Annotated in this window: 27 protein-coding genes; 21 read left to right on the top strand and 6 right to left on the bottom strand. The window is 59.5% G+C overall.

From position 1 onward, the window contains the following. The first annotated feature begins 14 nt into the window (after positions 1-14). Both ftsY and ACQUSW_RS02850 read left to right on the top strand, forming a co-directional pair. Positions 15-890 (top strand): signal recognition particle-docking protein FtsY, encoded by an 876-nt coding sequence (gene ftsY, locus ACQUSW_RS02855; RefSeq protein ID WP_428930746.1) that lies wholly within the window; start codon positions 15-17, stop codon positions 888-890. A gap of 42 nt (positions 891-932) precedes the next feature. Then, complete coding sequence (locus tag ACQUSW_RS02850) at positions 933-1,433, top strand: DUF2004 domain-containing protein (protein WP_428930745.1); 501 nt, start codon at positions 933-935, stop codon at positions 1,431-1,433. Between the two features lie 30 nt (positions 1,434-1,463). Here ACQUSW_RS02850 and lipA read toward each other — a convergent pair whose 3' ends face one another. After that, the gene (gene lipA, locus ACQUSW_RS02845) at positions 1,464-2,453 is read right to left on the bottom strand and encodes a lipoyl synthase (protein WP_428930744.1); all 990 of its coding nucleotides are present in this window, start codon (positions 2,451-2,453) and stop codon (positions 1,464-1,466) included. Next, positions 2,450-3,091: a lipoyl(octanoyl) transferase LipB gene (lipB, locus tag ACQUSW_RS02840; RefSeq protein WP_428930743.1), complete on the bottom strand. Its 642-nt coding sequence runs from the start codon at positions 3,089-3,091 to the stop codon at positions 2,450-2,452. Before lipB ends, lipA begins: the two co-directional genes overlap by 4 nt. Before the next feature lie 96 nt (positions 3,092-3,187). Between lipB and ACQUSW_RS02835 the strand changes: the two genes are divergently transcribed. Together ACQUSW_RS02835 and ffh are read left to right on the top strand one after the other, a co-directional pair. Then, the gene (locus ACQUSW_RS02835; protein WP_428930742.1) at positions 3,188-3,769 is read left to right on the top strand and encodes a TetR/AcrR family transcriptional regulator; all 582 of its coding nucleotides are present in this window, start codon (positions 3,188-3,190) and stop codon (positions 3,767-3,769) included. Positions 3,770-3,878: 109 nt separating this feature from the next. Further along, positions 3,879-5,441 (top strand): signal recognition particle protein, encoded by a 1,563-nt coding sequence (ffh, locus tag ACQUSW_RS02830; protein ID WP_428930741.1) that lies wholly within the window; start codon positions 3,879-3,881, stop codon positions 5,439-5,441. 27 nt (positions 5,442-5,468) lie between these two features. Here ffh and ACQUSW_RS02825 read toward each other — a convergent pair whose 3' ends face one another. Further along, positions 5,469-7,169: a glycerol-3-phosphate dehydrogenase/oxidase gene (locus ACQUSW_RS02825; protein WP_428930740.1), complete on the bottom strand. Its 1,701-nt coding sequence runs from the start codon at positions 7,167-7,169 to the stop codon at positions 5,469-5,471. Positions 7,170-7,315: 146 nt separating this feature from the next. Here ACQUSW_RS02825 and glpK point away from each other — a divergent pair, with 146 nt between their 5' ends. Beyond that, positions 7,316-8,824, top strand: a complete 1,509-nt coding sequence (gene glpK, locus ACQUSW_RS02820) for a glycerol kinase GlpK (protein ID WP_428930739.1) — start codon at positions 7,316-7,318, stop codon at positions 8,822-8,824. 9 nt (positions 8,825-8,833) lie between these two features. Here glpK and ACQUSW_RS02815 read toward each other — a convergent pair whose 3' ends face one another. Further along, positions 8,834-9,985 carry a glutamate--cysteine ligase gene (locus tag ACQUSW_RS02815; RefSeq protein ID WP_428930738.1) on the bottom strand — a complete coding sequence of 384 codons (1,152 nt, stop codon included), beginning with the start codon at positions 9,983-9,985 and terminating at the stop codon, positions 8,834-8,836. Positions 9,986-10,210: 225 nt separating this feature from the next. Here ACQUSW_RS02815 and rpsP point away from each other — a divergent pair, with 225 nt between their 5' ends. The 4 genes from rpsP to trmD are packed head-to-tail and all read left to right on the top strand — an operon-like array spanning position 10,211 to position 12,171. Then, the gene (rpsP, locus tag ACQUSW_RS02810) at positions 10,211-10,645 is read left to right on the top strand and encodes a 30S ribosomal protein S16 (protein WP_428930737.1); all 435 of its coding nucleotides are present in this window, start codon (positions 10,211-10,213) and stop codon (positions 10,643-10,645) included. A gap of 6 nt (positions 10,646-10,651) precedes the next feature. Next, entirely contained in the window at positions 10,652-10,882 is a 231-nt protein-coding gene (locus tag ACQUSW_RS02805) for an RNA-binding protein (protein WP_428930736.1), read from the top strand. Then, entirely contained in the window at positions 10,866-11,447 is a 582-nt protein-coding gene (gene rimM / locus ACQUSW_RS02800) for a ribosome maturation factor RimM (protein ID WP_428930735.1), read from the top strand. Before ACQUSW_RS02805 ends, rimM begins: the two co-directional genes overlap by 17 nt. Before the next feature lie 19 nt (positions 11,448-11,466). Next, positions 11,467-12,171, top strand: a complete 705-nt coding sequence (trmD, locus tag ACQUSW_RS02795; protein WP_428930734.1) for a tRNA (guanosine(37)-N1)-methyltransferase TrmD — start codon at positions 11,467-11,469, stop codon at positions 12,169-12,171. A gap of 3 nt (positions 12,172-12,174) precedes the next feature. Here trmD and map read toward each other — a convergent pair whose 3' ends face one another. Then, positions 12,175-12,957, bottom strand: coding sequence for a type I methionyl aminopeptidase (map, locus tag ACQUSW_RS02790; RefSeq protein ID WP_428930733.1), 783 nt, complete (start codon positions 12,955-12,957; stop codon positions 12,175-12,177). Positions 12,958-13,060: 103 nt separating this feature from the next. Between map and ACQUSW_RS02785 the strand changes: the two genes are divergently transcribed. The 9 genes from ACQUSW_RS02785 to ACQUSW_RS02745 all read left to right on the top strand — a co-directional run bounded on the left by ACQUSW_RS02785 (position 13,061) and on the right by ACQUSW_RS02745 (position 20,319). Continuing rightward, on the top strand, positions 13,061-13,606 hold the full coding sequence (locus ACQUSW_RS02785) for an MFS transporter permease (RefSeq protein ID WP_428930732.1): 546 nt from the start codon (positions 13,061-13,063) through the stop codon (positions 13,604-13,606). Between the two features lie 184 nt (positions 13,607-13,790). Further along, positions 13,791-14,138, top strand: a complete 348-nt coding sequence (rplS, locus tag ACQUSW_RS02780) for a 50S ribosomal protein L19 (protein ID WP_428930731.1) — start codon at positions 13,791-13,793, stop codon at positions 14,136-14,138. A 124-nt stretch (positions 14,139-14,262) separates the two neighbouring features. Then, positions 14,263-15,024: a signal peptidase I gene (gene lepB, locus ACQUSW_RS02775; protein WP_428930730.1), complete on the top strand. Its 762-nt coding sequence runs from the start codon at positions 14,263-14,265 to the stop codon at positions 15,022-15,024. Beyond that, on the top strand, positions 15,021-15,683 hold the full coding sequence (gene rnhB, locus ACQUSW_RS02770) for a ribonuclease HII (RefSeq protein WP_428930729.1): 663 nt from the start codon (positions 15,021-15,023) through the stop codon (positions 15,681-15,683). Before lepB ends, rnhB begins: the two co-directional genes overlap by 4 nt. Positions 15,684-15,762: 79 nt before the next feature. Next, positions 15,763-16,089: a DUF2469 family protein gene (locus ACQUSW_RS02765; RefSeq protein WP_428930728.1), complete on the top strand. Its 327-nt coding sequence runs from the start codon at positions 15,763-15,765 to the stop codon at positions 16,087-16,089. A 156-nt stretch (positions 16,090-16,245) separates the two neighbouring features. After that, a complete protein-coding gene (locus ACQUSW_RS02760) occupies positions 16,246-16,608 on the top strand; it encodes a YraN family protein (protein ID WP_428930727.1) in 363 nt (120 codons plus the stop codon). Beyond that, positions 16,605-18,134 (top strand): YifB family Mg chelatase-like AAA ATPase, encoded by a 1,530-nt coding sequence (locus ACQUSW_RS02755; protein ID WP_428930726.1) that lies wholly within the window; start codon positions 16,605-16,607, stop codon positions 18,132-18,134. Before ACQUSW_RS02760 ends, ACQUSW_RS02755 begins: the two co-directional genes overlap by 4 nt. Continuing rightward, positions 18,131-19,300 carry a DNA-processing protein DprA gene (gene dprA, locus ACQUSW_RS02750; RefSeq protein ID WP_428930725.1) on the top strand — a complete coding sequence of 390 codons (1,170 nt, stop codon included), beginning with the start codon at positions 18,131-18,133 and terminating at the stop codon, positions 19,298-19,300. Before ACQUSW_RS02755 ends, dprA begins: the two co-directional genes overlap by 4 nt. 104 nt (positions 19,301-19,404) lie before the next feature. After that, complete coding sequence (locus ACQUSW_RS02745; protein WP_428930724.1) at positions 19,405-20,319, top strand: tyrosine recombinase XerC; 915 nt, start codon at positions 19,405-19,407, stop codon at positions 20,317-20,319. On the opposite strand, the gene ACQUSW_RS02740 is transcribed toward ACQUSW_RS02745, so the two are convergent. After that, positions 20,316-20,927, bottom strand: a complete 612-nt coding sequence (locus ACQUSW_RS02740) for a murein hydrolase activator EnvC family protein (protein ID WP_428930723.1) — start codon at positions 20,925-20,927, stop codon at positions 20,316-20,318. The two genes, ACQUSW_RS02745 and ACQUSW_RS02740, sit on opposite strands and share 4 nt — an antisense overlap. Positions 20,928-21,292: 365 nt before the next feature. Between ACQUSW_RS02740 and rpsB the strand changes: the two genes are divergently transcribed. From rpsB to pyrH, 3 genes are all read left to right on the top strand, one after another. Continuing rightward, entirely contained in the window at positions 21,293-22,195 is a 903-nt protein-coding gene (gene rpsB, locus ACQUSW_RS02735; protein ID WP_428930722.1) for a 30S ribosomal protein S2, read from the top strand. 47 nt (positions 22,196-22,242) lie between these two features. Beyond that, a complete protein-coding gene (gene tsf, locus ACQUSW_RS02730; RefSeq protein ID WP_428930721.1) occupies positions 22,243-23,070 on the top strand; it encodes a translation elongation factor Ts in 828 nt (275 codons plus the stop codon). Between the two features lie 88 nt (positions 23,071-23,158). Further along, a complete protein-coding gene (pyrH, locus tag ACQUSW_RS02725; RefSeq protein ID WP_428930720.1) occupies positions 23,159-23,872 on the top strand; it encodes a UMP kinase in 714 nt (237 codons plus the stop codon). Positions 23,873-23,907: the final 35 nt, after the last annotated feature.

Raw genomic sequence — 23,907 nt, 5'->3', positions numbered from 1 at the left:
CCTAAACTGGAGCCATGGCGGAAAAGTGGTCACTCGGGCGCACACTGCGCGGAATGTTCGTCAAACCCACAATCGACGAAGAAACGTGGGACGACCTGGAAACGGCACTCATCACGGCCGACTTCGGCCCCGATGTGACCGAAAAAGTTATTACCGACCTGCAAGAAAAAGTTGAGCGTTACCGCACGACGGATCCGCACGACCTGCACCGGATGCTGCGCGAAACACTAGAAGAACATTTTGCGCGTTTTGACACAACACTCAAGCTGTCAGAACGGCCCGCCGTCGTGCTTGTTGTGGGCGTCAATGGGGTGGGAAAAACAACCACGATCGGTAAATTCACCAAGTTCCTTCGAGGCTATGAGCGCAGCGTGGTTGTCGGCGCAGCCGATACATTTCGTGCCGCGGCCGTCGAACAGCTTGCCACCTGGGCACAGCGAGCCGGGGCAGCGATTGTGCGGCCGCAACAGGAAGGCCAAGATCCGGCATCCGTAGCCTTCCAAACCGTCGACTATGCCAAACAGCACGGCATCGAGATCGCGATTATCGATACCGCTGGCCGCCTACACACAAAAGGTGGGCTTATGGACGAGCTCGCCAAAATACGTCGCGTGGTAGAAAAACAGGCACCCATTAGCGAGGTGCTTCTCGTTCTTGATGCCACAACCGGTCAGAACGGTGTTGTGCAGGCCGAAGCATTCCTCGAACACGCGGGCGTGACCGGTCTCGTGCTCACAAAACTTGATGGTTCCGCCAAGGGCGGTTTCGTGCTTTCTGTGCAGGAACGCACCGGTATTCCGGTGAAGCTGCTCGGTATGGGTGAGGGCATTAACGACCTCACCGGCTTTACCCCGCACGTGTTTGTGCAATCGTTACTGGCCGAGAAGTAGCGGGCTCTTTCGCGCAGCGGCAACTGCTGGTTTTATAGAATTATGGCAATTGAGCACGACTACTTCGGAGTACTGACCGCGGGGCCCGACGGCTCAATTTTTTGGACCGACGAGGTTGAGTTCGGTGATCACGTTGTGACTGTTGACCTCACAGCACCCGACGAAGATGCCGTGGTCGCCGAAGCGCTCGATCTTGCGGCAGCACTCATTACCGGCATTGAAAACATCGATATGGCAGCACGTCGTGCCATGCTTGCCGAGATTGATGACCGCACGAGCGAAGTGACCGAGTTTGTTTTGCAGCAGCAAGAAGAACTCGGCGAAGACCTCTACGATTTTCTCGTTGACATTAGCGGTGACGACGCCGTAGATATTATTCGTTCGCTACGCATGCTCACAATGACGATTCTTGCCGACGAACACGACGGCAGCGATGCCTTTGCGGTGCTCGAATATTTGCTCGACCAAGATAGCGACGAGAGCACACTGCTCGTCAACTTCTCGGCTGACGGCAGTGTGCTCTCGGTCGTGAGCTCTGAATAAGCGGCTCTGAATAAAAGCGCGCGCGGCTCGCTATACGGCTTGCGCAAACCCCTCGTCGATACTGTCGGCAATGTGCGCGAGGTGCTCAGGAATCGGCAGCCCCTTCGAGAGCATCGACTGTGCCCACAACCTTCCGGCACGGTACGACGAACGCACGAGCGGGCCAGAAAGCACGCCCAGAAAACCGATGCGCTCGGCCTCTTCTTTAAACTCGACGAACTCCTGCGGCTTCACCCAGCGCGCCACCGGAAGGTGTCGGGGCGAGGGGCGCAGGTATTGCGTGATCGTGACGATGTCGCATCCGGCGTCGTACAGATCGTGCAGAGCCTGCGTTACCTCTTCGGGCTCTTCACCCATACCCAAAATCAGGTTCGACTTCGTGATGAGCCCCGCCTGCCGCGCCTGCGTGAGCACACCGAGTGAGCGGTCGTAGCTGAACGCCGGGCGCACCCGCTTGAAAATTCTCGGCACCGTCTCGACGTTGTGGGCAAAAACCTCGGGGCGTGACGAGAACACTTCACCAAGCTGAGCGGGATCGCCGTTAAAATCGGTGGCGAGCAACTCAACCCCCGTATTGGGGTTAAGCTCGTGAATCTTGCGCACTGTTTCGGCATTCAGCCACGCGCCACCATCCGGAAGATCATCGCGCGCGACACATGTGACCGTGGCATAGCGCAGCTGCATCTGCTGCACACTCTCAGCCACACGACGCGGTTCGTCTGTATCGTATTCTGCCGGTTTGCCCGTGTCGATCTGGCAAAAGTCACAGCGTCGGGTGCACTGTGAACCGCCGATCAGGAACGTTGCTTCGCGGTCTTCCCAGCACTCGTAAATATTGGGACAGCCTGCCTCTTGGCACACCGTGTGTAACCCCTCGTTCTTCACGAGCGAATGCAGAGCCTGGTATTCGGGCCCCATTTTCGCTTTCGTGCGAATCCACTCGGGCTTGCGCTCGATCGGCGTCTGCGCGTTGCGAATTTCTAGCCGCAGTAGCTTGCGACCCTCGGGTGCAGTGCTCATGCTGCCTCCTGTACAGAGTAAGCGGCGCGAAAGGCCGTAGAAACAGAATCGATAAGGTCACGGGGTGCTACGTCGTTGCCGGTTACTTCGCTCACGGTCGTCACACCGGCGTCGGTAATTCCGCACGGGATGATTCCGTCAAAGCCTCGTAGCGTGTTGTTGCAGTTGATGGCGAAGCCGTGCATAGTGACACCGCGCTGAACCCGAACACCAATGGCCGCCACTTTGTCTTCAGACAGCGGGCGTCGTACCCACACGCCGCTGCGGCCGCTGATCTGGTAGCCATCCACACCCCACGGGCGCAGAACCTCGATGAGGAGAGTTTCGAGGCGTCGCACATGCGCAACCACGTCGATCGGTTCGTGCAACCGAAAAATGGGGTAGCCGACCAGCTGCCCGGGGCCGTGCCACGTAATTTTGCCGCCACGATCAACATCGATCACTTCTGTGCCGTCACGCGGTCGTTCGTGGTCTTCGGTGCGTTTACCTGCGGTATAAACCGGATTGTGTTCGAGGAGAATGAGCGTGTCTTTGCGTTGCCCGCTCACAATTTCTGCGTGGATGCGGCGCTGGAGATCCCATCCGTCACGGTAAGAAACGAAATACGGATCAAGTCCAGCCACCTGGATATCGAGCATGCGTGGCCCTTCGTGGGGGATTATTGGATGCAGTCTAATAATATGCATGAGTCTTCGAGGTATCGCAATTACACGCGGTGTGGGTACGGTAAAGACATGTCTGCTGACATCCGTGCCGGGCGCCCTCGCGTGTCATCCCGCGAAACCCTCGCAGAAGCCGCCTGTGAGTTGTTTCTCGAACAGGGGTACGAAGCAACATCGGTAGCCGATATTGCCCAGCGAGTCGGTGTGAGCCGGTCGAGCTTTTTTAACTACTTCGACTCAAAATCACACGTGCTGTGGGCTGCGTTTGACGAACGACTCGACGACGCAATAACACGGTTGCGAGCGCTGCCTACTCCGGCAACTGTTGACGACGTGAGCACGGTGCTGCGTGCAGCGGTTGCGGGATTCACTCCCGACGCGCTCGCATTGGCGATGCGCAACGCTGCGGCCATGGGTCTTGAAGAAGAACTGCGATACGAATCAGCGGTGCGCCATGCTCGTCTTGCCGGTGTTGTGGCACAGGTTATTCGCGCCAGCGGCGGCGAATCGCTGATTGCTGAGGTGAGCGCGGCCGCATTAGCCGCGACCGTCACGGCAGCCCTGTGGCAGTGGGCCGCCGAGGGCGCGGGCGTGACCGATCTCGAGAGCCTGGTGACGCGAGCACTGTCAGCTGCGGCTGCGCTTACCTGGTAACAGCCGATTCCGGATGCGGCTGCCCGGTCGGCACCGTAACTACGCGCCGTGACTGTAACGCCACGCGGTGTCACCACAGGCGAAGACCTCGCGTAAACTCGAAGCCACCATGGCTACTTTTGGAACCCTTTCTGATCGCCTCACCGAAACCTTCCGCAATCTGCGGACAAAAGGAAAGCTGAGCGCGGCTGACGTTGACGGTACTGTTCGCGAGATTCGGCGTGCCCTGCTCGACGCCGACGTTGCGCTGCCGGTGGTGAAAGAGTTCACTGCCACCGTGCGCGAGCGGGCTCTGGGTGAAGAAGTGAGCCGTGCGCTAAACCCGGCGCAGCAGGTCGTGCAGATAGTTAACGATGAACTCGTCGGCATTCTTGGTGGCGAGCAGCGGCGTCTAGAGTTCTCGAAGACTCCGCCGACGGTGATTATGCTGGCCGGGCTGCAAGGGTCGGGTAAAACAACATTTGCCGGCAAGCTTGCCAAGCAGCTACGTGGCGAAGGTCACACTCCGCTGCTGGTTGCCTGCGACCTTCAGCGGCCCAATGCGGTTAACCAGCTTTCTGTTGTGGCAGAGCAGGCAGGCGCAACGATTTTTGCGCCCGAGCCAGGCAATGGTGTGGGCGACCCCGTGCGGGTTGCTCGTGACGGTGTCGAGCATGCCCGCAGGCAACAGCACGATGTTGTCATCATTGACACCGCTGGCCGCCTGGGTGTCGACGAAGAACTTATGCGGCAGGCATCCGATATTCGCCGTGCTGTGTCACCCGACGAAGTGCTCTTCGTTATTGACGCCATGATTGGTCAAGACGCCGTCAACACCGCCAAAGCTTTCCAAGAGGGTGTTGACTTTACCGGCGTTGTGTTGTCGAAGCTCGATGGTGACGCCCACGGTGGTGCCGCGCTTTCTGTTGCGTCGGTCACCGGCCGACCGATTATTTTTGCGTCCACGGGCGAGACCCTCGACGACCTCGAGCCTTTCTACCCCGACCGCATGGCGAGCCGTATCCTCGACCTTGGTGATGTGCTCACGCTGATTGAGCAGGCACAGCAGGCGTTTGACGAAGAAGAAGCCGCCAAGGTTGCCGAGAAACTGGCGACGGAAACCTTCACGCTAGAAGATTTTCTTGACCAGATGCAGCAGCTGAAAAAGATGGGCTCCATGAAAAAGATGCTCGGCATGCTGCCGGGTATGGGGCAAATGAAGCAGCAGCTCGACGACTTTGATGACCGCGAGATTGATCGCACCGAGGCGATTATCCGCTCGATGACTCCGGCCGAGCGCCGCAATCCGAAGCTGCTGAATGGGTCGCGTCGTCTGCGTATTGCTCAGGGTTCGGGCATGACCGTCACCGACGTTAACCAGCTGGTGGCGCGCTTTGAGCAGGCCGCGAAGATGATGAAAACCGTTGCGCGGGGCGGAACCCCACAGATTCCGGGTATGGGTCCCATGCCGGGGATGGGTAAGCCCGGGGCTTCGGCAAAACGCAAGGGTAAAGGCAAAGGAAAAGCCAAGAGTGGCTCGCGATCGGGTAACCCCGCAAAGCGGGCTGCCGAGAACGCGGGTCTCGCGGTCAACAACACCCAGGCCACCGGGTCGGGCTTTGGTCTCGGCGCGGCGAAAGAACCCAGCGAGGCCGACCTTGCCGAAATCCAGAAGCTCTTCGGCAAGGGCTAAACCACGCCCGCGTTACTGCGGCGCCCGTTACTGTGATGACGCCGCGGTAACTTCGTCGACCGTGACGCCATGGTAGCGGCATAGCTGGTCGACGACGAGACCTATTTCTTCGTCGACGCGGTCAGCATCCCAGTCGAGTGCAACCGCCATGGCTTCGGCGACCGCGCGGAGAGTGGCGGCATCCGTATGGCCAGTGAACGCCAGGTCTGTGCGGCGAAAGATGATGTCACCGATGTGTCGTGCATCTTCGTGGTCGATCATCCACAGAACTTCGCGGGTCGAGAGCGTATCGCCCAGCAGGGGAGCATCATCGCCCTCGGCGAGAAACTCTCCTACATGCGCGGCACGCGTGCCATAACGCTCCAGCAGCACATGACCGCGAGGCGTATCGCCTACCGTCTCGTTAAGCCACTGACGTCGGCGGCGCGGCGTGCGCGGAAAGCCGTTGCCGCCACCAATACGCACGCCCTTTGTGCTGCAGCGGCGCGGCGCCCCGAGTTCTTCGAGTACACGGTCAGCCAGGCTTTCGCCGAGCGCCCGGAACGTGGTCCATTTACCGCCCACGAGGCTGAGGACAGGGGGAGTGCCGGCATCGTGTCGATGCTCGATCCGGTAGTCACGCGACACAAAGCCCGGCGCGGTGTCGTCATGATGCGGGAGTGGGCGAATGCCCGAGAACCGATAGACGATCTGCGAACGGTCGACTTCGATGGCCGGAAACACGTGCCCGATGAGATCAAAAAAGTAGTCGATTTCTTCTTCGGTGCACACGGCGGGTTCGCGCGGGTCAGCATTGATGTCGGTTGTTCCGACCAGCACACGCCCCTTCAGCGGATAAATCAGCACGATGCGGCCATCCGAGTGTTCGAAGAATATTTCGCGCCCCGCCGTTGCCTCTAAGAGCTCTGGATGATCCAAAACAATGTGCGAACCCTTTGTGCCACCCATAAATGCTGTCGGCGTGCCGAGAGCCTCATTAGTGATATCTGTCCAGGGGCCGGACGCATTAACAACAATGTCTGTGCCGACGGTAAAGCGTTCGCCCGACTCGTGGTCGAGTAACTCCACGCCGTCGCTCGAAAGCCCCACGGCCTCGACATAGTTGAGTGCGACACCACCAGCACGGCGGCCATCGTGCAGCACATCGAGCGCGAGCCGTTCGGGGTCGTGCGCCGAGGCATCGTAATAAGTGGCCGTGTACTTGACCCGCGGGTCGAGCTTCGGCAGCTGTCGCAGCGACTTTTCGTGTCCGACAAAGTGATGCCGAGGCACTGTTCCACCATCGCGCGAGAACGTGTCGTACAGCACAAGGCCGGTCTTAATGAGCAGAGCACCGCGCTCACGCGGTTTTCCTTGCCCGTGGGTCAAGAAACGCAGTGGGGCCGAGAGAATGCCCGAAAAAGTGGAGTAGATGGGAATCGTCGTGCGAAGGGGGCGCACATAGTGGGGTGCTGTGCGCAGCAGGTCGTTGCGCTCCTGTACCGACTCTTTTACCAGCCGGAATTCGCCATTTTCCAGGTACCGGATGCCGCCGTGAATCATGTGGCTCGAGGCCGATGACGCACCCGAAGCAAAGTCGGCGCGCTCGACGAGCAGCACGTCGATGCCCTGCATCGCCAGGTCGCGGAATGCTGCAATGCCGTTAATACCGCCGCCGATAATGACGACGCGCGCGTGACTACTCTCGCGCACTCGTGCGACGGATTCTCTCTGTGTTGTCTGTGCCACTGTGTCGTCCCCTTCTTGCCCTCTCGGGAAAACTAGCAGGAAGAACTGCACATTCCAGCTACGCCGCTGCAATCTGCAGCATCCGGAATCTATGCTGGCACAGAGCGCCTTTGCTTGCGCGTGGAGCCAGCCCGCTAGGAGAACTGATGTACATCGTTGCTATCGACCAGGGAACAACCAGCACCCGCGCGATCATTTTTGATCAGTCCGGAAAAGCGGTCGGGTCGAGCCAGCGTGAACACGAACAAATTTTTCCTCACGCAGGATGGGTCGAGCACGATGCCAACGAAATCTGGTCGCACACGCGAGAGGTCATCGACCGAGCCGTGGACGACGCACGGGTGTCTGCGAGCGACATTGCCGGGATCGGTATAACGAACCAGCGTGAAACAACCGTCGTGTGGGAAAAATCGACGGGCCAGCCGATTGCTCCAGCACTCGTCTGGCAGGACACCCGCACGCAACCACTCATTGACCGTTTGGCCGACGACGGCGGAAGCAACCGATTTGCTGACATTACCGGTCTACCGCTGGCCGCATACTTTTCGGCCTCAAAAATTCACTGGATTTTAGAAAACATCGACGGCGCCCGCGAACGCGCAGAACGCGGCGAGCTTCTTTTCGGCACGATCGATACCTGGTTGCTGTGGAATCTGACCGGTGGTGCCGACGGCGGCGTGCACGCCACGGATGTCACCAATGCCAGCCGCACACTTCTCATGAATCTGCGCACACTCGACTGGGACCAGAAGATGCTCGACATTTTTGGTGTTCCGCGTGCGATGCTGCCGCACATTCGTTCGTCGTCTGAAGAATACGGTGTTGTTCGCGGTACAGCTCTCGACGGTATTCCCGTGGCGGCTATTCTCGGTGATCAACAGGCGGCCACATTTGGCCAGGTCGGTTTTTCGCAGGGCGAATCAAAAAACACGTATGGCACCGGCAATTTTCTGCTGGTCAACACCGGTGAAGACATTGTTGCTAGCAGCAACGGGCTCATCACCACGGTCGCGTACCAACTAGAAGACGAACCCGCACGCTATGCGCTGGAGGGCTCAATCGCTGTGAGTGGTTCCCTCGTGCAGTGGCTGCGCGACAACCTCGGAATCATTGCGCACTCACCCGAGGTGGAAGAGCTTGCACTGACCGTTGACGATAACGGGGGAGTAGTGATTGTGCCGGCGTTTTCTGGCCTCTTCGCCCCGTACTGGCGCCCCGATGCCCGCGGAGCAATTATGGGGCTCACCCGCTACGCCGATAAAGGACACATTGCGCGCGCAGCATTGGAATCGGTCGCATTGCAGTCGCGTGATGTTATCGACGCTGCCGTGGCCGATACCCAGGTACCTATTTCTGAGCTGCGCGTTGATGGCGGCATGGTGGGCAACAGTACGTTGATGCAGTTTCAGGCTGATGTTCTGGGTGTTCCGGTGGTGCGGCCCGCGATTATCGAAACAACAGCCCTCGGGGCAGCCTATGCTGCCGGGCTCGCTGTGGGCGTGTGGAAAGACCGTGACGAGTTGCGCGGCATGTGGCGTGAAGACCGCCGGTGGGAGCCCCAGATCACCGACGCTGAGCGCACGACCATCATGGCGCGCTGGCATAAAGCTGTCGAGCGCACGTTCGACTGGGTTGATGCTGACGCGACGGAGTAGTCTCGGCCGTTACGGTGCTGAGCGCACGGCCGAGTGCGGACCCGACCGAAACTCGTTGATCAGATGCGCAACAACACGCCGAAGATCACCGTCTTCTGCGGCCACCGCCAATTGCCGTTGGTAACTCGCACCGTCACGCACAATGTCGGCAATACCGCGAAACTCCTGGTCACAGCCCAGGTCAGTGGCAACAGAGGCAAGGTCGGCAACAAGCATCCGGATATGTTCAGCCACCGGATGCTGCGTCCCACGCCGGTCAACAATCACTGTGGCGTCGAGCCCGTATCGCGCCGCCCGCCACTTATTTTCACGGTGATACCACGGCTGCAGAGGCTGCAGCGTTTCACCCGCATCGAGACGACGAGAAAGATGCTCGACAAGAACTTGAACGAGCGCAGCAATCGACGCGAGCTCGGGCAGTGTCGATAGGCCGTCACACGCACGAACCTCAATCGTGCCCCACCGCGGGGCGGGGCGGATATCCCACCGAATTTCGGTGGCATCGGCGACAATACCTGCCGTCACCATGTCGTCGAGGTAGTTTTCGAAATCTGCCCACGATTCCAGGGTCCACGGTAAACCTGCGGTGGGCAGTTGTTGAAAAACGAGCGCTCTATTGGATGCGTATCCGGTGCGTTCTCCCGCCCAAAACGGGCTCGACGCAGCGAGAGCCTGCAGATGCGGCAAATATGTGGAGAGCGCGTTGACGAGAGGAATCACTTTGCGGCGATCTTCTACGCCAATATGCACGTGAATACCCCAGATCATCATGTTGCGCCCCCACCACTGGGTGCGATCAATCATGGTGTGATAGCGCGAATGTTCACTGACATCTTGCTGATACCACTGTGCAAAAGGGTGGCTTCCGGCCGAGAGTAGTTCCACCCCGATGGGGTCGGTTGCAGCTCGAACCTCGCGAATAGCCTGGGCAACATCGTCGATCGCTTGGCTGACGGTCGCGCCGACCCCACTGGTAACTTCGATCGTGTTGGTGAGCAGCTCACCCGTGACCGTATGTCGACTGTGCTGCGAGGCGGCCTCCAGCTCGCTCAGCAGTTCAGGAGCTCGCCCCACAAGCTCACCGGTGCGCGGATCAGCCAGCATCACTTCCCACTCGACACCCACGGTTGATCGAGCAGACTCGGCAAAGGTAATGGCCACGTGCACAGTTTGGCATGCTCAGTGGCTCGATATTCTTTCGACACGTTCACCGTGAGCACCCTCACTGGTCGCAGGCACAGAAATGTTCTGGCAGAATAGAAGGCTGGACGGCGCGCTCGACCCTCTATCTGGCGTGTCCGGCCTCCTCAGAGCTCCCGCCGGATGTGCACCCCACTCTCCAGGCGTTACAGTTCATCCGCTTTAACCACATCATTCAGGAGAATCGTGGCTGTCAAGATCCGTCTCAAGCGCTTCGGAAAAATCCGTGCGCCTTACTACCGCATCGTTGTGGCCGACTCGCGCACCAAGCGTGATGGTCGCGTGATCGAAGAGATCGGCAAGTACCACCCCACAGAAGAGCCCTCGTTCATTGAGGTCAACTCTGAGCGCGCACAGTACTGGCTTTCGGTCGGCGCACAGCCGAGCGAGCAGGTCCTTGCTCTGCTGAAGCTCACCGGCGACTGGGGCACCTTCAAGGGTGAGAAAGACGCAAAGTCGACGGTGAAGACCGCCGAAGCTAAAGAGGCTTTCGAGGCCGACACCGCAAAGAAGTCGGTTATCAAGCCCAAGGCTGAGAAAAAGGAAGAAGCCCCTGCAGAAGAGGCTTCGACCGAGGCAGCTGACGCGGAGGCCCCTGAGGCCGCCGCTGACGCCGAGTAGTCTGCCGTGCTGGCCGCCGCGCTCGAACACATCGTCAAAGGGATCGTTGATAACCCCGACGATGTCAGCATCACAGAATCATCGTCATCTCGAGGTGAACTCCTCGAGATTCGAGTGCACCCTGATGACCGGGGTCGCGTGATTGGGCGCGGTGGCCGTACCGCAAAGGCTCTGCGCACACTCATCAGTGCTCTTGCCGACGGGCGTCGCGTTCGCGTCGATGTCACGGACGACTAAGTTGGCAGGGCAGGAACGCAGCGGAACCCGCAACCAGTTGCGCGTAGGGCGTCTGGTAAAAGCCCACGGGCTCAAAGGCGGGCTCAAGCTTGAGCTGTACACCGATGACCCCCAGCGACGGTTTGTCTCCGGGGCAGAGTTTACGCTTCAGGTTCCTGAAGCCTCGCCGTGGCACGGTAAAACAGTCGTCGTTCGTGAGTACCGCGTCATGAATGGTCACTCCGTCGTGTTCTTCCGCGACGTTGACGACCGCAACGACGCGGAAACGCTCGTGAAAGCCATCCTGTGGGTTGATCACACAGGAGACGAAGAACCCGAAGACGACGCCTGGTACGACCACCAGCTCGTCGGTCTCGAGGTTGAGCGTGAAGGCGTTGTCGTCGGTCGCGTGAGCCGCGTTGATCATTTGCCTGCGCAAGACCTGCTGATTGTTCAGGTCGACGACCGCGAGGTGATGGTCCCCTTTGTAAAAGCGATCGTTCCGCGCGTCGACGTGAAAGCCGGGCGCGTTGTGGTCACACCACCCGAAGGTCTCTTCGAAGAGATCGATGCAGCCGGCGACTAAGCCCGGCTACGATCAACGCATGCGCATCGACATCGTTTCTATCTTCCCCTCATATTTTGACGGGTTGACGCTGTCACTGTTAGGCCGCGCACAAGACAGCGGGCTTTTGCAGCTACGTACGCACGACCTTCGTGACTGGACGCACGATCGCCACCGTACAGTCGACGATACGCCGTATGGCGGCGGTGCAGGCATGGTGATGAAACCCGAACCGTGGGCACAGGCGCTCGACGCTCTTACGGCGAATGCTGAGCAGCATCCGACAATCATCTTTCCTTCTCCGGCCGGAGAAGTGTTTACGCAAGAAAAAGCTCGAGAGCTCGCTAGCACGCAGCACCTCATCTTTGGATGTGGGCGTTACGAAGGCATCGACGAGAGAGTATTCGACTATGCCTCTTCACTCGGCTCTGTGCGGTTGATGAGCCTGGGCGACTACGTGCTTAACGGCGGAGAAGTTGCCTCGATGGCCATGATCGAGGCCATAGTTCGGCTCATTCCCGGCGTCGTCGGCAACCCCGACAGCCTGGTCGAAGAGTCACACGAAGACGGACTACTCGAGTATCCGTCATACACGAAACCCAGCACCTGGCGAGACCGCCCCGTGCCCGAGGTTTTGCTGAGCGGCAATCATGCTGCGATTGCCGCCTGGCGCCGCGAACAGCAGTGGGAACGAACCCGCACTCGGCGCCCCGACCTTATCGACGGTGCTGCCAGCGATCAGTAGCCGCTAGTTCACCCCGAGAAACGAGCGGTCCGTCAGAATAATCGGGCCATCAGCGGTCACAGCTACAGTGTGCTCGGAGTGCGCACCACGAGACCCGTCGGCACTGCGCAGCGTCCAGCCGTCGGCGTCGGTGCGCAGCTTGTCAGTCGATGCTAAAAACCATGGCTCGATAGCAAACACCAGCCCCTCGCGCAGCGGAAATCCGCGTCCTGCGCGGCCATTATTGGGGATGTGAGGGTCGCCATGCATCTCGCGTCCTACACCATGTCCACCAAAGTCAGTGTTGATTGTGTAGCCCTCGCCGTGGGCAACCTCCGCAATTGCGGCAGAGATATCGCCGATACGCTTGCCCACCGTCACCTGTTCGATGGCGGCTGCCAGAGCGCGTTCTGTTGTATCGATGAGGCGGAGATCTTCGTCTCGGGCAGTGCCGACGACGAACGACACCGCAGAGTCAGAAACCCAACCGTCTATCGCCACAGCGAAATCAAGGGTCACAAGGTCGCCATCGCGCAGGTTGTAGTCGTGGGGTAGGCCGTGGAGGACAGCGTCGTTAATAGACGTGCAGATGACCTTGCCGAAGGGGCCATTGCCAAAAGACGGTGCGTAGTCGATGTAGCACGAAGTTGCACCCGCGCGACGAATGAGGTCATGCGCCCGACGATCAATATCCAACAGGTTTGTACCGACCCGGGTGTCTTCGCGAAGAGTCGCCAGGGTCTCTGCGACAAACCGGCCGGCCGCGCGCATCTGCTCAATCTCGGCCGGGGTGCGCAATTCGATCATTAGGGTGTCCTCTCGTCGTGTCTATTCTCTCGTACGTGTACGTGAGCGATTGCTCACAGCGAAAACAAGAGTCAGGGCGTCATCAAGGGCGTACCATCAGGACATGGTGGTCAGACAAGGTTTTTATCGCTGGATGCTACCGGCAGCGTTCCTGTTGCCGCTGTGGTTACTCGTAGGTTCCGCTATTTTTCGCGCCAGCGGGTGGGCGTTCATCTCGGTTCTTTTCATTGCTCTGCCCACAGTATTTTTTGGGCAGTTGGCGGTAACGCTGCTGGTTCGTTCTCGTCCTACGGTGCGAAGCTGGCGAGCCCTGTCATGGCCAGACGTCGTCATCATTGGCCTCTGGCATGCGTTGATCATCGCGCTGGGGTTTTATCCTCGCGGAGCGTTTGCGTTCCTCTTCTTTGCCGCAGCGCTGATGGGTGCCGCAGTCATCGTGTGTTCCATCGTGCAGTTGAGTCGTGAAGGGCGGGCGGTATGGAGTATCAACGCTGCCCGTTGGAATAGCGCTGGCGGGCAGCATCCGGAAACCTATGATGCTTCGTCAGACGACGGCGCTTCGGCCGGACGCGGCCCTCGGCATGATCGAGTGATTCGGCCCGACGTCATCATCATCGACGAAAACCGTCGTCGCCAGCCCAGCAATTAATTTTCTTCAACAGCCACCAGTCACTTTGCTGTTGCGCGCTTATTCGTGGCAGAATAGACGCTTGTGCCGGTGAAGGCTCTGCCTCAGGGGAGTCCTGCCAACGCTGAACGTTGCGCGGCACACTCAAACCTTATTCCTTTATACCTATGCACCCGACCTGTGGCGAGTGCAGAGAGAGACGATCATGCAGATCCTCGACGCCGTCGACGCGGCTTCACTCCGTTCCGAAGTTCCCGAGTTTGGCCCCGGTGACACCGTCAAGGTGCACGTCAACATTACTGAGGGTAACCGCTCGCGTGTTCAGATCTTCCAGGGTGTTGTGCTCGGTCGCCAGGGTGATGGCGTACGCGAGACCTTCACCGTCCGCAAGATCAGCTTCCAGGTGGGCGTTGAGCGTATGTTCCCCGTGCACAGCCCATCGGTAGAGCGCATCGAAGTTGTTTCCCGCGGTGATGTACGCCGCGCCAAGCTGTACTACCTGCGCAACCTGCACGGCAAGAAAGCCAAGATCCGCGAGAAGCGCGAAAACTAAGTTCACGACTGTTCACCACCCCGGGGCGAGATGCTCCGGGGTGGTGTCTTTTTCTCTAGCCAAAAAATGTGCGACTCTGGTAGTACCGCCACGAGGCGGCACGGCCCCTCGTGAAGGACGACGAATGAGCAAAGAGCCCGCATATCGCGCTGCTGATGGTATGGGTGTTCCAGTATCGCGGAGCAAAGGGTTGCTCTCGTTTCTGCGCGATATCGTCGTCGTTATTTTGATAGCCCTTGTCGTATCGTTCCTCGTGAAAACGTTCCTGGTTCGGAGCTTCTTCATTCCCTCCGGGTCGATGGAAGACACTCTTGCCGTTGACGACCGCATCCTGGTTGACGAGCTCACACCGCGTTTCACCGGTTACGACCGTGGCGACGTTGTTGTTTTTCGAGATCCTGGTGGCTGGTTGCCGCAAATATCGCCGCCGTCGCGGTCACCGCTCGCTGATGGTTTTGACCGGTTTTTGACCGTGATTGGCTTGAGCGCTGCTGATTCGGACGAGCACCTGGTTAAGCGCATCATCGGGCTTCCGGGCGACCACGTGGAGTGCTGTAACTCTCTCGGTCAGATCACCGTTAACGGCTCACCCATTGACGAGTCGGCGTACATCAAACTTCCATCCGACTCAGCACCAGCCTCCGCGTTGGAGTTCGACGTTGTTGTTCCCGACAATGCGTTGTGGGTGCTCGGCGATAACCGCAACCGTTCACAAGACTCGCGTTATCACCAAGAGGAACCTGGTGCAGGGTTCGTGCCGTTAGAAAACGTGGTGGGCCGATCCTTCATCATTACGTGGCCATTCGAGCGGTGGAGCACGATCGACAGCCACCCCGAGGTCTTCAATAGCGTGCGAGACGCTACGACGAACGACGACGGTGAATGATGGCAGTGGTAGAGCCGACACTGCAGTTAGAACACCGGATGCTGCACACCTATAGTCACCTCATTGCGCTTGACGAGGTCGGTCGCGGCGCGCTTGCGGGGCCGGTTGCTGTGGGTGCCGTTGTGGTCGACCGGAGGTGCGCGCAGTTGCCCATTCCGCAGGGCCTGCGGGATTCGAAGCTTGTGCCTCTTAAGCAGCGAGATGCGGTTGCGCAGCGCGCACAAGACTGGGTGGTGGGGTTTGCTGTGGGGCGGGCAGAGGCCCCAGAAATTGATGAGGTCGGGATCATCCGCGCCCTGGGCTTAGCTGCTTCGCGTGCCATCAGCGCCGTTGTTATGCATGTGGCTGATTCTGACGGTGTGGGTGTTTTGCTCGATGGCACGCACGATTATTTGTCGAGCGTTCACCCAGAAAAAATGAACGTGCATACCGTGGCAAAGGGCGACCGTGATTGCGCATCGATTTCGGCCGCATCGATTGTGGCTAAGGTCACTCGTGATGCAGTTATGGCGAGCCTCCACGATGAATACCCGGCTTACGACTGGCAAAGCAATAAAGGGTATGCGAGTGCCCATCATCGTGCTGCGATTCGCGGTCTGGGGCTTACCCCGTACCATCGCGCCTCGTGGACGATTCGTGATGCACCGGCACTCTTTTAAACCACTCATAACGAGCCGCTGTTCGCTGGCGGGGAATCGGTCTGCAATTGCGACGGCAGACTCATAGGATGGAGGCACCATGGACGACGATGCTTTCGAGGACTACGACCGCGAGCTAGAACTGGCTCTGTATCGCGAATACCGCGATGTTGTCGGGCAATTCCAGTATGTGATCGAGACGGAGCGCCGTTTCTATCTGGCCAATGACGTCAGTATTGTGCGGCGTGACACCGAGGCAGATTTTTATTTCGAAGTCACCATGGGCGACGTATGGGTGTGGGACATCTATCGTGCAGACCGTTTTGTGAAGGCTGTGCGCGTCATCACCTACAAAGACGTCAATATCGAAGAGTTGTCTCGTCGGGAGTTTGAGCTTCCGCAAGAGTTGTCACTCGACGGAGAATAGCTCGACGGAGAATAAGACGCGGGGGGCGTCTGCGCGACACCGCACTCATTGAGCGATTCCTGCACGACGACGCCACAATGTGCGTTATCCGCAGATGGTGGAGAAAACACTCGAGACCTTCGATAACAGTCCGCGCGAAGCGGCAGTGTTGTGCGCATGGCACACAAAGACGACCTGGGTCGCGCGGGTGAACAGCGAGCTCGTCACTATCTTCTCGAGTGCGGATACCGCATCCTTGACCACAATTGGCGATGCTCTCTCGGTGAGATCGACATCGTGGCCCAGCGCGGAACCGCACTGGCTTTTATTGAGGTTAAGACGCGTTCATCGCTCGATTTTGGTCACCCGTTCGAGGCGATTACCGAACCCAAAAAGCAACGGTTGTGGCGCCTCGCGCATGAGTGGGTAAAGCAGCATCCGGATGCCGCACGTGGGCGATCACTCCGTGTGCACGCCATCGGAATAACCGGCCGTGACCCCTGGGCGGGCACGCTCGAGCACCTGGAAGACGTGCGATGACCACCGCGCGTACGTGGACCGTCGCCGTGACCGGGATCGTCGGAAACATGATCGAGGTCGAAGCGAATCTCTCTTCGCAAACACCCGGTTTCTTCTTGATCGGCCTTGCCGATAAGGCACTCAGTGAAGCCGTCAGCCGCGTGCAGAATGCCTGCCAAAACAGCGGTATGCAGCTGCCGCGACGCCGATTGACGGTGAATCTGTCGCCGGCCAGTTTGCCTAAACACGGGGCAGGGCTCGATTTATCGATCGCGATCGCAGCGCTTGCGACCGAACATCAGCTCGACCAACGCAGTGCGGCGAGCACGGTACACCTGGGAGAACTGGGTCTCGATGGCCGCGTTCGCCCTGTTGCGGGAGTTCTGCCGGCGGTGCAGGTAGCGCGAGATGCCGGTTTTTCACGCGTGGTGGTGCCCTGGGCCAATAGAAAAGAAGCAGAGCTCGTTGACGGCGTCACTGTGCACGCTGTGAAGAGCCTTGCCGAGGCGGCTGTTCTGCACGGTGCATCCGTGGCACCGGCAGACGTCACTCCGGTTGACCACGCGGGTGTCGCCGCCGCACCATCACAGGCAGCAGAGCTTGCCGACGTGGTAGGGCAGGCCGATGCCGTAGAAGCTTTGATTGTCGCCGCTGCTGGCGGTCACAACATGTTGCTGTCTGGCCCGCCAGGAGCCGGTAAGACGATGCTTGCTCGACGACTGCCGGCTGTCTTGCCGCCTCTGAGTGATGAAGAAGCGCTCGAGGCAACGTCGGTGCGCTCTATCAGTGGCGAGCCCGTTACGGCGCTTGATAGAGATCGCCCGTTTGTTGCTCCCCATCATGGAGCATCTCTGGCGGCGCTGGTTGGGGGAGGATCACGTACTATTCGGCCCGGAGCGATCGTGCGTGCTCACCGCGGAGTGCTATTTCTCGATGAGGCCGCCGAATTCACCCGTTCTGCTCTTGATGCCCTGCGTCAACCACTGGAGGCCGGGCATATTGAGATTCATCGTGCAGGTTTTACCGCGGCCTTTCCGGCGCGTTTTCAACTGATCCTTGCCACAAACCCCTGCCCCTGCGGAGCCTATGGGGTGGTGGGCGAAGAGTGCCTGTGCACGCCCATGGCGGTACGCCGCTATGCGTCACGGCTTTCCGGGCCGCTGCGTGACCGTATCGATATTGAGTTGCACGTGCGCCGCGTGCCAGCAGCCATGGTTACGCAGCCGGCATCGGGCACAACAACGACCGCGCAGGCGGCGGCGAAGGTCGTGCTGGCACGCGATCGATCGCGTTTTCGTTTGCGAGACACGCCGTGGCAGGTGAACGCTGATGTGCCAGGAACCTGGCTGCGGCGACCCGATAACGCTATCCCTGCGCAGGCACGAGCGCCGCTCGATATCGCTCTGCAACGGGGGCTGTTGACTCTGCGCAGCTACGACCGCATTGTGCGGCTGGCGTGGTCGATTGCCGACCTTGATGCGGCCGACATTCCCACGATCGATCACGTCGGCCGAGCACTGTTTTTCAAGAAGGGTTTACACACATGATTCATGACTACCTCACCCGTGCAGATGCACAGCAGTGGGCTTCTGAGCTGCGCCCCGATCGAGACGCTGCAACGGTATTGGCACGAATAGCGTGGAGCGTGATCACCGAACCGGGTGACGGCGTTGCAGGAACCCTCATCGCCCACCTCGGACCTGTCGAAGCGCTACGTGTCGCGGCGGGGGTACAGGCTTTGCCCGATGCGCTCCCGGCTGCTCGTGACACTCTGGTAGAAGCGCAAAAACGCTGGCGACTTCGGCTCGATAGGAATACGCTGTGCGATGCAGTCGCCGCGGCGAATAGGCTCAAGGTCGGCGTGCTGTTTCCTGATGACCCGCTGTGGCCGAAAGCGCTCGATGACCTGGGAAACCATGCACCGCACATGCTGTGGCTTCGTGGCAACCGCGAAGTCCTCACCGCACAGACCTCCATTGCGATTGTGGGGGCACGGGCTGCTACACGCTATGGCGAACATGCGGCAGCAGAGATCGCCGGAGACCTGGCCTCTTCAGGCATCACCGTCGTGTCCGGAGGTGCTTACGGTATCGACGGTGTTGCCCATCGCGCCACACTGGGTGTCGACGGACAAACTGTCGCTTTTCTGGCCGGCGGAGTCGACCGTCTCTACCCTGCAGGCCACAGTCAGCTGCTCGAGAGAATCGCCGCTACAGGAGTACTCGTGAGCGAGGTGCCGTGCGGTACCGCACCGACAAAATGGCGGTTCCTCGCCCGCAATCGTTTGATCGGAGCAGCCAGCAACGCCACGGTCGTGATCGAAGCGGGTCAACGCAGCGGATCTCTCAATACTGCCGGACACGCAGCAACACTGGGTCGACCTCTCGGTGCCGTTCCTGGCCCGATTACTTCGGCTGCCTCTGCCGGGTGCCACCGGCTCCTACGAGAGTACGACGCAGCGTGCATACGGCATGCGGCCGATGCCCGTGAGCTACTGGGCCTGAGTGAAGCATCCGGACCCATCACGACACTGACTGACAAAGACGTTCTGCGTCTCACCGACGCATTAAGTTCGCGGTCACCGCGCACGACCGAAGATCTTGCTCGGCGTTCGGGCCTGGCGGTGGCTCGCATACAGACGCTTCTGGGGCTTCTGCTCATGCAAGGAGTGGTTGCGGAGTCACACAACGGCTGGAGGCGACTGCCAACGTAAGTGCGGGTAGCATCCGGAAGCATAGTGCGGGTCGCACCTCGACACTTAGTGCGACAGCGGCGAGGCTTCCGGATGCTGCGGGTGCCCACGCGCACACTAGAACCATGAGCATCACCGCGGCCATCGAGCACTACCTCGACTATGTGGCAACGGTGCGCCGACTCTCACCCGCCACGGTGCGCGCCTATCGTTCTGACCTGAATGATTTTCAGGCGAGTCTTGCCGACGAAGATCTCGACAGCATTGATATTGAGCACCTGCGTGACTGGCTGTGGAAGGCCACGCAGCGAGGCGATGCCCGCTCAACACTGGCTCGCAGAACTGCATCCGTGCGCTCTTTCTTTGCGTGGGCTCACGAAAATAATCACACTGCGCACGACCCCAGCCTGCGGTTGGTTGCGCCCCGCAAAAGCCGGACGCTTCCCACCGTGGCTTCTGCCGCAAGCATCACCGAGCTCTTTACCCAGCTGCAGCTGACAGCGACTCAGGGGGACCCCATTGCGTTGCGCGACCACGCTGTCATGGAACTGCTCTATGGCGCTGGTATTCGAGTCTCTGAACTGTGCAGCATAACTGTTGACGACCTCGACCTGGATCGCTGCACCGCACGTGTGCACGGAAAAGGCAACAAAGACCGCGTTGTTCCGTTCGGGATTCCGGCTCGAGACGCCGTCAGTGCGTATCTGCGGCGTGGGCGACCCGTGCTTGCTGCACGGGCACGTGAGAATTCAGTGGCATCCGGAGCCACCGTTTTTTTGGGTGCACGAGGCGGAGCACTCAACCCACGCGCGGTACACACACTCGTGTCGCGGCTGCTCGGCCCCATTATTGGTGAAGAAAACGTGGGAGCGCATGCGCTGCGGCACTCGGCGGCAACGCACCTGCTTGACGGGGGAGCCGACCTGAGAACAGTGCAAGAGATCCTTGGCCACTCGAGCCTGGGCACGACACAGATTTACACTCATGTGTCGGCCGAGCGTCTCGAAGCCGCATATCGACTCGCCCACCCTCGCGCCTAGCCTGCCCCGCTGCAGCATGGCAGTAACACGGCACGCGGTACATCACCGAACAGCAGCATGGGGTTAACGTAAACGCCGTGCCACCGCACCCCAACATGCAGTGATCCCGCAGATGCATGCCCGCCAGTGGCGAGGGTCCCTACCTGTTCGCCGGCACGTACCGACGACCCTGCCGGATGCTGCGAAAGAACCGGTTCGAGGGTAAACACGACTCCGTCGCCCGTGTCGATCGTTACCAGTGGCCGGTCAACTACCACGCCGCTAAACGCGACTGTGCCGCCGATTGGCGCACGCACCTCGGTCTCGAACGACGCCCCGATATCGACACCACGATGGCCCGGGCCATACTCGTGAGCAGGAGCAATAAATTCACGTACAATCTCACGGGCATCGGAGACTGGCCACGTGGCGCGCGGCCACTCCTGCTCTGTACCTTTACGCCCAATACCCACACTCTCTGTGCCCACACTCTCCGCCATGGCCTGTTCGGCGCGTGCTGGCGTCGCGCCCATGAGCCAGGCGAGCACGATAACCACGACCACAAACATGCTCACCCGGATGCCTGTGCTCCTGCGGTCACCGCGTTCTTCACCCGTTCTCATCCTCATAGGCCCATCGTGCCGAGTGCCGGGTTGCCGGGAGTGGACGCACAGGCTGCTGGTGCAGCATCCGGGGATAACTGTTTTATGAAACACGGCGGGGAGGAATGAGCAGCCTTCGGTGGAGACTGCCGATGATGGCGCAGATGCCGGTGCAGATTCTCAGGTATGTGGTGAAGAGAGGTCGCCGCACGCTGGTAGACTTGAGGCGCATCCCCCATGGGATGACTACGCGTGCCCATAGCGGTTATCCGTGACATTTACTCCCCGCGGTCCCTTTTATTAGGGCGGGAGTGTGTCGGGCACCAGGATCACCGGTTTCTGCCGGTACAACAACCCAGAGGGCGCTGAGGCGCCAGAATAAGGAGACGACCATGGCAGTGGTCACTATCCGTCAGCTGCTCGACGCTGGCGTTCACTTCGGTCACCAGACCCGTCGCTGGAACCCGAAAGTCAAGCGCTTCATTCTTGCGGAGCGTAGCGGCAGCCACATCATTGACCTGCAGCAGTCGCTCGGTTACATCGAAAAGGCCTACGACTTCGTGAAAGAGACCGTCGCACACGGTGGCACGATTCTCTTCGTCGGTACCAAAAAGCAGGCTCAAGAAGTACTGGCAGAGCAGGCCGCTCGCGTGGGTCAGCCCTACGTGAACCAGCGCTGGCTCGGTGGTCTGCTGACCAACTTCTCGACCGTGTCGAAGCGTCTGGCACGCATGAAAGAGCTCGAAGAACTCAACTTCGATGACCCCGCAGCAAGCGGCTTCACCAAGAAAGAACTGCTGCTGAAGAAGCGCGAGCTCGACAAACTGCACAAGTCGCTCGGTGGTATCCGTAGCCTCACGCGCACACCATCCGCCATCTGGGTTGTCGACGCCAAACGCGAGCACCTCGCTATCGACGAGGCGAAGAAACTCGGCATCCCGGTGATCGGTATTCTCGACACTAACGCCGACCCCGACGACTTCCAGTACCCGATCCCCGGTAACGACGACGCTATTCGTTCGGTATCGCTGCTCACGCGCATCATTGCTGACGCAGCGGCCGAAGGCCTGCAGCAGAAGCACAACCCCGAGGGCGACGCCGAGCCGCTGGCCGAGTGGGAACGTGAACTGCTCGAACAGGGTGGCGAAAAAGCTCCGGCTACGGAAGAAAAGACTGAAACAGCAACCGAGGCAGCAGAAGCTGCTGAGGCTCCCGCTGACACCGCAGCTGAGACCGTGGAGGCACCGGCTGCCGAGGCACCCGCTGCTGAAGCGCCTGCCACCGACGCAAAATAATCCCGCGTACATCGCAAACAGACATACGAAGCAAGGAGCCACGACACATGGCCAACTTCACTATTGCTGACATTAAAGCTCTGCGTGAGCAGCTCGGCACCGGTATGGTCGACACAAAAAAGGCCCTCGAAGAAGCCGATGGCGACCTCGAAAAGGCAACAGAGATTCTTCGCCTCAAGGGCGCAAAGGGTAACGCCAAGCGCGCTGACCGCTCGACCAGCGAGGGACTCGTCGTCGCTCGCGAGAGCGATGGCGCTGTGACGCTGCTCGAACTCGCGTGCGAGACCGACTTCGTCGCGAAGAACGAACGGTTCATCGCACTGGCCGAAAAGGTCGTCGACGCTGCCGCTGCTGCAGGAGCCGACAACGTAGAAGCCGCGCTGGCCGCAGCATCCGGAAACCAGACTGTTGGCGAACTGATCTCTGATGAGGCCGCCATCATCGGTGAAAAGGTAGAACTACGCCGTGTTCGCACGGTCAAGGGTGACGCCACGCAGGTGTACCTGCACCGCACGAGCAAAGACCTGCCGCCGCAGATCGGTGTGGTTGTTGCCTACTCCGGTGACGACGCAGAGACCGCGCGCAGCATTGCACAGCACATCTCATTCGCCAACCCTTCGTACCTGACTCGTGACGACGTTCCCGAGGCAGACGTAGCGAAAGAACGCGACATCGTTACGGAAATTTCGCGTAACGAGGGCAAGCCCGAAGCAGCATTGCCCAAGATCGTTGAAGGCCGTATCACCGGCTACTTCAAGCAGGTTGCGCTTCTTGAGCAGGACTACGCGAAAGACAACAAGCTCAGCGTTGCCCAGGTAACCAAAGACGCAGGTATTGAAGTCACCGACTTCGCCCGCTTCAAGGTTGGAGCCTGACAGTGAATGAAGGGGTTCGGATCTCGCGATCCGAACCCCTTCATTGTGCCTACGGGCGCTATGTTGAATGCGAGGAGAGGAATCGCCCATGACCAAGAAGAGCCAACGTCGAGTCGTTCTCAAACTTTCCGGTGAAGCATTCGGTGGAGGGCAACTCGGCGTAAACCCCGATGTTGTGAGCCAAATCGCCCGTGATATTGCAGCAGCCGTCGACCGGGTGCAAGTGGCTGTTGTCGTCGGAGGCGGCAACTTCTTTCGCGGTGCAGAACTCAGCCAGCGAGGTATGGACCGCGGGCGGGCCGACTACATGGGAATGCTCGGCACAGTCATGAATGCACTGGCACTGCAAGACTTTCTTGAACAGGCTGGCGCAGAACCACGAGTGCAGTCCGCTATTTCCATGACCCAGGTTGCGGAGCAGTACATTCCGTTGCGAGCTGAGCGGCACATGGAAAAGGGACGAGTAGTCATCTTTGGTGCCGGCGCCGGACTGCCGTATTTCTCTACCGACACGGTTGCTGCCCAGCGCGCTCTAGAAATCAACGCCGATGAAGTGCTCGTAGCAAAAAACGGTGTCGACGCCGTATACACGGCCGACCCGAATAAAGACGCGAGCGCCACTCGAATCGAAAAAGTTACGTACCGAGAAGCTCTTCAGCGTGACCTACGGGTGGTTGATTCGACTGCATTCAGCCTGTGCATGGACAACAGCATGGATATGCGCGTGTTCGGAATGGAGCCAGGTGGCAACATTACCCGGGCGCTGCTCGGCGAGCAGATAGGTACTTTGGTTACCGCCTGAGTGCCACGACGGCGGGTCACCGGGGAGCTTTCAGC

It is taken from the genome of Microbacterium luticellae (assembly GCF_050408645.1).
Taxonomy (GTDB): Bacteria; Actinomycetota; Actinomycetes; order Actinomycetales; family Microbacteriaceae; genus Microbacterium.
Note: the sequence above shows the minus strand (reverse complement) of the source record. Positions and strands in the feature narration are given on the sequence as shown.

Coding starts and splice junctions, on each gene's coding strand:
- ffh (WP_428930741.1), top strand. CDS start 3,879: ATGGCTACTTTTGGAACCCTTTCTGATCGCCTCACCGAAACCTTCCGC.
- rnhB (WP_428930729.1), top strand. CDS start 15,021: ATGATGGCAGTGGTAGAGCCGACACTGCAGTTAGAACACCGGATGCTG.
- rpsB (WP_428930722.1), top strand. CDS start 21,293: ATGGCAGTGGTCACTATCCGTCAGCTGCTCGACGCTGGCGTTCACTTC.
- ACQUSW_RS02760 (WP_428930727.1), top strand. CDS start 16,246: ATGGCACACAAAGACGACCTGGGTCGCGCGGGTGAACAGCGAGCTCGT.
- ACQUSW_RS02755 (WP_428930726.1), top strand. CDS start 16,605: ATGACCACCGCGCGTACGTGGACCGTCGCCGTGACCGGGATCGTCGGA.
- lipA (WP_428930744.1), bottom strand. CDS start 2,453: ATGAGCACTGCACCCGAGGGTCGCAAGCTACTGCGGCTAGAAATTCGC.
- lepB (WP_428930730.1), top strand. CDS start 14,263: ATGAGCAAAGAGCCCGCATATCGCGCTGCTGATGGTATGGGTGTTCCA.
- glpK (WP_428930739.1), top strand. CDS start 7,316: ATGTACATCGTTGCTATCGACCAGGGAACAACCAGCACCCGCGCGATC.
- ACQUSW_RS02785 (WP_428930732.1), top strand. CDS start 13,061: ATGGTGGTCAGACAAGGTTTTTATCGCTGGATGCTACCGGCAGCGTTC.
- ACQUSW_RS02850 (WP_428930745.1), top strand. CDS start 933: ATGGCAATTGAGCACGACTACTTCGGAGTACTGACCGCGGGGCCCGAC.
- lipB (WP_428930743.1), bottom strand. CDS start 3,091: ATGCTCGATATCCAGGTGGCTGGACTTGATCCGTATTTCGTTTCTTAC.
- ftsY (WP_428930746.1), top strand. CDS start 15: ATGGCGGAAAAGTGGTCACTCGGGCGCACACTGCGCGGAATGTTCGTC.
- trmD (WP_428930734.1), top strand. CDS start 11,467: ATGCGCATCGACATCGTTTCTATCTTCCCCTCATATTTTGACGGGTTG.
- ACQUSW_RS02765 (WP_428930728.1), top strand. CDS start 15,763: ATGGACGACGATGCTTTCGAGGACTACGACCGCGAGCTAGAACTGGCT.
- ACQUSW_RS02745 (WP_428930724.1), top strand. CDS start 19,405: ATGAGCATCACCGCGGCCATCGAGCACTACCTCGACTATGTGGCAACG.
- ACQUSW_RS02835 (WP_428930742.1), top strand. CDS start 3,188: ATGTCTGCTGACATCCGTGCCGGGCGCCCTCGCGTGTCATCCCGCGAA.
- dprA (WP_428930725.1), top strand. CDS start 18,131: ATGATTCATGACTACCTCACCCGTGCAGATGCACAGCAGTGGGCTTCT.
- tsf (WP_428930721.1), top strand. CDS start 22,243: ATGGCCAACTTCACTATTGCTGACATTAAAGCTCTGCGTGAGCAGCTC.
- ACQUSW_RS02740 (WP_428930723.1), bottom strand. CDS start 20,927: ATGAGGATGAGAACGGGTGAAGAACGCGGTGACCGCAGGAGCACAGGC.
- map (WP_428930733.1), bottom strand. CDS start 12,957: ATGATCGAATTGCGCACCCCGGCCGAGATTGAGCAGATGCGCGCGGCC.
- rimM (WP_428930735.1), top strand. CDS start 10,866: ATGTCACGGACGACTAAGTTGGCAGGGCAGGAACGCAGCGGAACCCGC.
- pyrH (WP_428930720.1), top strand. CDS start 23,159: ATGACCAAGAAGAGCCAACGTCGAGTCGTTCTCAAACTTTCCGGTGAA.
- rplS (WP_428930731.1), top strand. CDS start 13,791: ATGCAGATCCTCGACGCCGTCGACGCGGCTTCACTCCGTTCCGAAGTT.